General features: G+C 70.3%; 6 protein-coding genes and 1 pseudogene. 4 read left to right on the top strand and 3 right to left on the bottom strand.

Annotated features, from left to right (window positions below; all coding sequences use genetic code 11):
* Window positions 1-301 precede the first annotated feature (301 nt).
* Entirely contained in the window at window positions 302-2,059 is a 1,758-nt protein-coding gene (locus tag AX685_RS16305; protein WP_066490558.1) for a fatty acyl-AMP ligase, read from the bottom strand.
* A 102-nt stretch (window positions 2,060-2,161) separates the two neighbouring features.
* On the opposite strand from AX685_RS16305, the gene AX685_RS16300 reads away from it, so the two are divergent.
* The 4 genes and pseudogenes from AX685_RS16300 to AX685_RS23460 all read left to right on the top strand — a co-directional run.
* A complete protein-coding gene (locus AX685_RS16300; protein WP_066490564.1) occupies window positions 2,162-2,692 on the top strand; it encodes a regulatory protein RecX in 531 nt (176 codons plus the stop codon).
* Window positions 2,693-2,839: 147 nt separating this feature from the next.
* Window positions 2,840-3,337 (top strand): cold-shock protein, encoded by a 498-nt coding sequence (locus tag AX685_RS16295; RefSeq protein WP_231738960.1) that lies wholly within the window; start codon window positions 2,840-2,842, stop codon window positions 3,335-3,337.
* A 72-nt stretch (window positions 3,338-3,409) separates the two neighbouring features.
* Window positions 3,410-3,805: an NADH:ubiquinone oxidoreductase subunit NDUFA12 gene (locus AX685_RS16290; protein ID WP_066490561.1), complete on the top strand. Its 396-nt coding sequence runs from the start codon at window positions 3,410-3,412 to the stop codon at window positions 3,803-3,805.
* Window positions 3,802-4,257, top strand: a pseudogene (locus AX685_RS23460) (DUF2155 domain-containing protein); the annotation flags it as partial. The gene AX685_RS16290 and the pseudogene AX685_RS23460, both read left to right, overlap by 4 nt.
* A gap of 35 nt (window positions 4,258-4,292) precedes the next feature.
* Here the strand turns inward: AX685_RS23460 and aat are convergent.
* The gene (gene aat, locus AX685_RS16280; RefSeq protein WP_066490560.1) at window positions 4,293-4,967 is read right to left on the bottom strand and encodes a leucyl/phenylalanyl-tRNA--protein transferase; all 675 of its coding nucleotides are present in this window, start codon (window positions 4,965-4,967) and stop codon (window positions 4,293-4,295) included.
* A 71-nt stretch (window positions 4,968-5,038) separates the two neighbouring features.
* Window positions 5,039-5,746: a ParA family protein gene (locus tag AX685_RS16275; RefSeq protein ID WP_066490554.1), complete on the bottom strand. Its 708-nt coding sequence runs from the start codon at window positions 5,744-5,746 to the stop codon at window positions 5,039-5,041.
* Window positions 5,747-5,798 lie beyond the last annotated feature (52 nt).

Here is a 5,798-nt window from a genome sequence, read left to right as displayed (position 1 = left end):
CGCCAGCACTCCGCATATCGCGGCGATCTGCGCCGCGAACAGCAGCGGGGCACCCTGCGCGGCGGCGCGCAGCTGCGCACGCCGTACCGCCCGTTCGACATCCGTGTCCCCGCTCAGCGCGAGCGGCGCGAGCCAGGCATCGAGCGCGGAGGGGAGCGGGGGAGCGGTCACCCCATCCTGCTATCACCGCGCAGGTTGACGAACCGTTGACCGCGCGATGTAGGCGGGCGTGCCGAATTCGCCGGAATGGCGGTGAAAGGCGCGCCGCGCCGGCATCGATCGCCGGCGCGATGCGGCCCAGTCAGGCGGCGAGATCGTAGGGCTTGATCTCGCCCGCCAGATAGAGGTTGCGCGCCTTCGCGCGGCTCAGCTTGCCCGAGCTGGTGCGCGGCAGCGTGCGCGGCGGGATCAGCTCGACGACGCAGTTCATGCCCGTCACCGAGCGGACGCGATCGCGGATATCGTCGCGGAGGCGGCGGCGTTCGGCCTCGTCCGAGCTGCGGCACTGGACCAGTACGGCGGGGGTTTCCTCACCGCCCGGCGTGGTGATCGCGAAGGCGGCGATGTCGCCAGCCTTGAACCCCGGCAGCTGTTCGACCGCCCATTCGATATCCTGCGGCCAGTGGTTGCGGCCGTTGATGATGATCATGTCCTTGGCGCGGCCGACGATGAAGATGTAGCCGTCCGACATGTAGCCCATGTCGCCGGTGTCCAGCCAGTCGCCGTCCATGCACGCAGCGGTCGCATCGGGATCGCGGAAATAGCCGACCATCACCGACGGGCCACGGCACCATACCTTGCCGATCGCACCGTCGGGCAGGGGGGTGCCGTCTTCCTCGCGGACCTGGATCTCCATGTCGCGCACCGGCTTCCCGCAGTTCACGATCGCGCGATAGCGTTGCGGGCGATCCGCGCCGCCGCGCTCGCCGCCGGACAGCTCGGTTTCCTCGACCAGCTCGACGCGGATGCCCTCGCCCACCGGCATCAGCGACACCGCCAGCGTCGCTTCCGCCAGGCCATAGGAGGGTAGGAAGGCGGTCGCCTGGAAACCGGCATCGGCAAAGGCATCGACGAATGCCTGCATCACGTCGGGGCGGATCATGTCCGCGCCATTGCCCGCGACGCGCCACCGCGACAGGTCGAAGCGGTCCGACGCCTTCGTCTGGCTGGAGATGCGGCGGGCGCAGATGTCATAGCCGAAGGTCGGCGAATAGCTGAGCGAGGTGCCGGCGTTGCGGCTGATGAGGTCCAGCCACGACAGCGGGCGGCGGGCGAAATCCTCGGTCTTCAGGTAATCGGTCGACACCTGGTTGGCGACCGGCGACAGGAAGCAGCCGACCAGACCCATGTCGTGATACCAGGGCAGCCACGAGATGCAGCGGTCGGTCGCGGCGATCTGCATCCCGTGCGCATGCGCGGCCAGGTTGCTGAGCAGCGCGCGATGCGTCACCGCCACGCCATGCGGGAAGCGCGTCGAGCCGCTGGAATATTGCAGGTAGCAGACGTCGTCGCTGGCCAGTGCCGGCAGATCCGCGGCGGGCGCGGGGCGGGTTGCGAATTCGGTCCAGTCGACGCCCTCGACGCCCGAAGCCTCCGCCGCAGCGCCGGCCATCTGCGTCAGCTCCGCCGGATAGATCAGCATCTTCGGATCGCAGCTCGCCAGCTGGACGCGCAGCTGGTCGATGTAGGAATCGCGCCCGCCGAACGAGGTCGGCAGCGGCAGCGGCACCGGCCAGGCACCCGCCAGCACGGTGCCGAAGAACAGCGCGGCGAATTCCGCACTGGTTTCCGCGACCAGCGCGACCCGGTCGCCCGGTGCGATCCCGGCGGCGATCAGGCGCAGCGCGGCGAGCCGCGCATCGTCGCGCAGCTCGGCAAAGGGATAGGCGCGCTGCAGCGTGCCGCGGGCATCGTGGAAGTTCAGCCCGCGTGCGGTCTGCGCGGCATAGTCCAGCGCCTCGGCTAGCGTCGCGAAATCCGCGAAGCGGCGCGGCAGCGGATCGGCAGTGGGCGTGGGCTGCGGCCCCGCGGTGGTGATGGCAATCTCGGTCGTCGTCATCGTCTGTCCCTGTCGCAACGATGGCCGTCGCGCAATCTCGATCGGTAAAAGATGCATTACCGAAGCGTTCAAAATCGGTGACCAGTGTGGCACAAACATGGCGTGCCGCCCCGATCGCGCTCCTCCCGTCCGCCGCCGCCGCTGGATGCCCGTGCGCTGGAGCAGCTGGCGCTGCGCTATGTCGAGCGGTTCGCGACCACGCGTGGCAAGCTGGCGCACTATCTGGCGCGCAAGATCCGCGAGCGCGGCTGGGACGGGGAGCCGGCCGACATCGCCGCGCTGACCCAACGGTTCGCGGAGAGGGGCTATGTCGACGATCGCGGTTTCGCGGCAATGAAGGGCGCTGCGCTGACTCGCTCAGGCTATGGCGTGCGGCGCGTCGCCGACGCGCTGCGCGCCGCGGGCGTGGCGGAGCCGGACGCCGCGACGGCACTGGCGGAGGCGCGCGCCGCGGCGTGGGACAGCGCGCTGAAACTGGCGCGCCGCCGCCGTATCGGCCCGTTCGCCGACGCCGTGCCCGATCCGCGCACCCGCGAGCGGCAGATGGCGGCGCTGCTGCGTGCCGGACACGGGATGGACATTGCCCGCCGTATCCTGGCGAGCCCGCCGGGACATATTCCCGACCCCGAATGACGTATCGGCGCTTGCGCTGGCGCCGTGTGCAGTGCAACCGTTAGCGCTCCTCCCAACAGGGGACCGACGTAAGTGGGAGAACAGGTACACGCACCCGCCGGGGGGGGCGGGGACGAAAGGGACGACGCGCCAGCGGCACCAGCCGCCGTGGCGGTGTCCGGCGTGCTCAAATGGTTCGACGCGACGCGCGGCTTCGGCTTCCTCGTCGCCGATGATGCGCAGATCGGCGATGTGCTGATCCATTTCAGCGTGCTGCAGGCGTTCGGCCGCCGCACCCTGCCCGAAGGCGCGCGGGTCGACGGCTGGGCGGTCCGCAGCGTCAAGGGCTGGCAGGCGACCGAGATCATCGCGATCGACACCAGCGTCGCGGTGGAGGCGCTGCGCGAGCGCGACCGCGAACGCATCGATCCCGCGACGCTGGTCGATCAGGCGGGCGAGTGGGAAGACGTGACGGTCAAGTGGTTCAACCGCCTGAAGGGCTATGGTTTCCTGACCGCCGACGTCCGCCCCGGCGATGTGTTCGTGCATATGGAGACGCTGCGTCGCGCCGGCATCGCGGAGGTCGATCCCGACCAGCGGCTGCGCGCGCGGATCGTGGAGGGGCGCAAGGGGCCGCTGGCGATCGGCGTGGCGCTGCACGAATGATCGCGCGCGCGACGATGATCGGCCCATTCGCCATTGAAGCGCCGCGCCGGCGCGGGTAAGCGGCGTCTCACGATGGGCATCAATCTCAATCCGTTCACCTGGTGGACCGGCGCGTCCTGGGGCACCATCCTGTACGGCCTGCGCGGCATGAAGCAGGTCGGCGAGGATTCGCTGGGCAACACCTATTGGCAGGGCGGCCGCGACACCGCGGGCGAGCCGCGCCGCTGGGTGATCTACGCCGGCGCCAACGACGTCAGCCGCATTCCGCCGGAATGGTACAGCTGGCTGCACCGGCAGGTGGACGGCGTTCCCGACGAGGTGCTGCCCCCCCCGCGCGCGTGGCAGAAGCCGGCGGTGCCCAACATGACCGGCACTGCGCTCGCCTATCGCCCGATGGGCGCGCTGGAGAAGGGCGGCACCCGTGCCGCCGCGACCGGCGATTATGAGGCGTGGAACCCCGACGCATGATCCGCCGGCTCGCGATCGGCGGGCTGGTCGTGGTGGCGGTGGCGGGCGCGGCCTGGACCGGCGTGAACGTGCTGGGGGATCGGCGGCGCGACGCGCCGCAGGTCAGCAAGGCGGTGCCCGATGCGGTCCCCGCGACCGCGGGCGCCGATGCGCCCGGTGCGGGCGACACCGTGCAGCTGGATGCGCAGGACGCCCCCGTCGACTACGGCAAGACGCCGATGGCGGAGCGGGTGGCGGTGCTCGGCCTGCTCAACAAGCGCAACGGCGTCAGCCGCGACGTGACGATGCGCCCGGGCCAGGCACTGCGCGTCGGCGACGTCGTCATCCGGCTGCGCGCGTGCGAGAAGACCGCGCCGTGGGAGGCCGAGCAGCTGACCGGCGCATTCGTCCAGCTGGCGGTGCGCAATATCGACGGGCAGTGGCGCCGGGTCTTTTCGGGCTGGCTGTACAAGGAACGCCCGCAGCTGAACGTCGTGCTGCACCCGGTCTATGACGTCTGGGCCAAGAGCTGTACCGTCAGCTTTCCGGAGGGCGCGGCTCCGGCACCGGCGAGCCCCTCCAGCGCAAAGAAATCGCCGGCCCCCGCCGCCGCCGATGCGGCTTCGACGGAGGGGGAGGAAGCGGCACCTGCGGACGAACCGGTCGCCGAAAGCGCATCGCCCAGCAATGCCATGTAGCGGCTGCGGTCGATCTCCACCGCGCCCAGCGAGGCGAGGTGATCGGTCATGAACTGGCAATCCAGCAGCGTGAAACTGCCCGCCTTCAGCCGCGCGACCAGCGTGGCGATCGCGACCTTCGACGCATTGGGTGCGCGGCTGACCATGCTTTCGCCGAAGAAGGCGCGGCCCATCGCCAGGCCGTAGAGCCCGCCGACCAGCGTGTCGCCGTCCCAGCATTCGACCGAATGGGCCAGGCCCAGCGCATGCAGCCGGACGAACGCCTGTTCGATCGCGGCGTTGATCCACGTTTCCGGCCGGTCGTCGGCCGCCTGCGCGCACAGCGCGATGATCCGTTCGAAGGCGCGATCGGCGGTGACGCGGAAACGATCCGCGACGATCACCTTGCGCAGCGAACGGGAGAGGTGGAAGCCGTCGAGCGGCAGGATCGCGCGGCGGCGCGGTTCGACCCAATAGACGTCGGCGGCGTCGCGGCTGTCCGCCATCGGAAATACGCCGACCGAATAGGCGCCCAGCAGCAGCGACGGATCGAGCGGGGCGGGGGCCGGATCGGGGATCAGGCGGGTCGTCGTTCGATCCTCCGCCACAGATGCGTGAAGGCGGCGGCGACCGGGCTGCGCGGCGCGGCGACCCCGACCGGCAGCCGGCGCGCGGTGGCGTTTTCCACCGCGCTGGCCATCGGGATCGCCGGCCAGTCGGGATGCCGCTGCATCGCCTCGACATGCAGTGCGCGGCGGCGGTCGACCATCACATGCACCGGCAGCATTGGCACCTGCCCGCCGAACTGCGCCTCCACCGTGGCGAAGGCGCGCTGCGACAGCGGGGAGGGGATGACCGGCACGACGATCAGGTCGGCGGCGCGCGCGACCTGATCGGCGGTTTCGGTCAGGCCCGGCGGGCAATCGAGGATCACCACGTCATGGTCGCCCAGATCGGCGATCAGCTTGCGCAGCCGGCGCTTCTTGTCGAGTTCGCGGAACAGGTGGTTGAGATCGCGCAGCGAGCTGTCGGCGGGCAGCAGTTCCAGCCGGTCGAAGCGCGTGCGCTCGATCATCTTGGCGGGGGCGACATCGCGGGAGAACAGCGCCTGCGCGCGGTCGTGCTGCCCGCTGTCGCCCAGGATCCAGCTGGACGCCGCCTGCGGGTCGAGATCCCACAGCAATGTCCGCCGGGCCGACAGTGCCGAGGCGCACCACGCCAGATTGACCGCAAGAGTCGATTTCCCGACGCCGCCCTTCAGACTGTAGATCGCGATCGTGGTCATGTTGACGGATGTTAGGGGGGCGGTGCCGGGCGGGCAAGGCATGGTAGGGCGT

The sequence above is a fragment of the Sphingomonas sp. CCH9-F2 genome (assembly GCF_001556735.1).
Classification (GTDB): Bacteria; Pseudomonadota; Alphaproteobacteria; order Sphingomonadales; family Sphingomonadaceae; genus Sphingomonas; species Sphingomonas ginsenosidimutans.
This window is presented reverse-complemented; position numbering and strand designations above follow the sequence as displayed.